This is a genomic window from Streptomyces katrae, from assembly GCF_000966975.1.
GTDB lineage: Bacteria > Actinomycetota > Actinomycetes > Streptomycetales > Streptomycetaceae > Streptomyces > Streptomyces katrae.
The window spans coordinates 1-1,426 of the sequence record NZ_JZWV01001556.1; the positions used below are offsets into that span (position 1 = coordinate 1).

A 1,426-nucleotide genomic window follows, 5' to 3' on the forward strand; every position below is an offset into this window, starting at 1 on the left:
GTGCACGACGGTGCCGCGGTCGAAGTCGCGGGGCAGCCCGTCGGGTTCCATGGGGTCGGCGCGGCCGGTGAGCCAGGTGTGCGTGTCGCGCAGTTCCTGGGTGTCACCGGCCAGGCGGACGGTGCCGTCGGCGAGGAGCAGTACGTGGTCGCAGGCGTCCTCCAGTTCGGCCAGCACGTGCGAGGACATCACGATGCTCGTGCCGCGCTCGGCCGCCTCGGCCATCAGCAGGCCCATGACCTCGTGACGGGCGAGCGGGTCGAGGTCGGCGAGCGGCTCGTCGAGGAGCATCAGGTCGGCGCGCTTGCCGAGGACGAGGGCGAGGGCCACTCGGGTGCGGCTGCCGCCGGAGAGCGAGCCGACGCGGGCGTGGAAGGGGATGTCCCCGCCGCGTACGAGGCGTTCGGCGGCGGCCTGGTCCCACTGGCCGGGGTTCAGCTCACGGCCGAGGCGGAGGGTTTCGGCGACGGTGAAACGGGCGTGGAGCGGCTTGTCCTGGCCCAGGAAGGCGGTGCGGCGGCGGGCCTCGGCGGTGCCGGGGGCGTGGCCGAAGACCCGTATCCGCCCGCTGGTGGGGCGCAGCAGGCCGGCCGCGAGCTGGAGCAAGGTGCTCTTGCCGGCGCCGTTCGGGCCGACGAGGGCGGTGACGCGGCCCGGGGGCAGCTCGACGTCACAGCCCCGCAGTGCGCGCCGGCCCGGGAACTCCCGGCCGAGCCGGGTCGCGCTCAAGGCGGGGGGCTCGCCTGGTATGTGGTCCGGCTCGTGGTCCGGCGCAGGGTGCGGGTCGTTCACGCCGTGTCCTCTCTCGACGGTCCGGGCTCGGGCCCGGAGCGGTTGAAGCTTTCTTCGACGACGGCCGCGATGAGCGCCGTGATGTCCTCGCGGCCCAGGCCGGCCTCGCGGGCGCGGGCCGTCCAGTCGGCGAGAGCGGTGCGCAGGGGCGAGTCCGCGGCCGCCTGGGGGTGGGAGAGCGAGCGCCGCACGAACGTGCCCGCGCCGGGGCGGGGTTCCACGAGGCCCTCGCGTTCGAGTTCCCGGTACGCCTTGAGGACGGTGTTGGGGTTGATCGCGGTGGCCGCGACCACCTCACGGGCCGTCGGCAGCCGGTCCCCCGGCTCCAGGACGCCCAGGCGCAGGGCCTGTTTGACCTGGGTGACGAGTTGCAGATAGGTGGCGACGCCGCTGCGCCGGTCCACACGGAACTCCATGATCTCCTTCCTGCACTATTCCACTAAGGTGTTAGTGGAATAGTGCAGACGAGGTGAGTGATCGTCAAACCGGGGGTGGTGCACGGCGGCGGAGTATGACCGAACGGTCACAGCCCGTCGGGCACGGAACGCGGGGGCCGCGCGGAACATCTAGGTGATCAGCGGGCCGGAGACGGCCATGCCGACATGACGGCGAGACCGGCGCGGCCGGGTGTGAA

At 73.0% G+C, this 1,426-nt stretch carries 2 protein-coding genes; both read right to left on the reverse strand.

Annotated elements, in window-relative coordinates; all coding sequences use genetic code 11:
• Positions 1–729 (reverse strand): ABC transporter ATP-binding protein (locus VR44_RS39150; RefSeq protein WP_245692893.1); only part of this gene is annotated, 729 nt, incomplete at its 3' end.
• A gap of 59 nt (positions 730–788) precedes the next feature.
• Positions 789–1,208, reverse strand: coding sequence for a GntR family transcriptional regulator (locus VR44_RS39155; protein WP_063779024.1), 420 nt, complete (start codon positions 1,206–1,208; stop codon positions 789–791).
• Positions 1,209–1,426 lie beyond the last annotated feature (218 nt).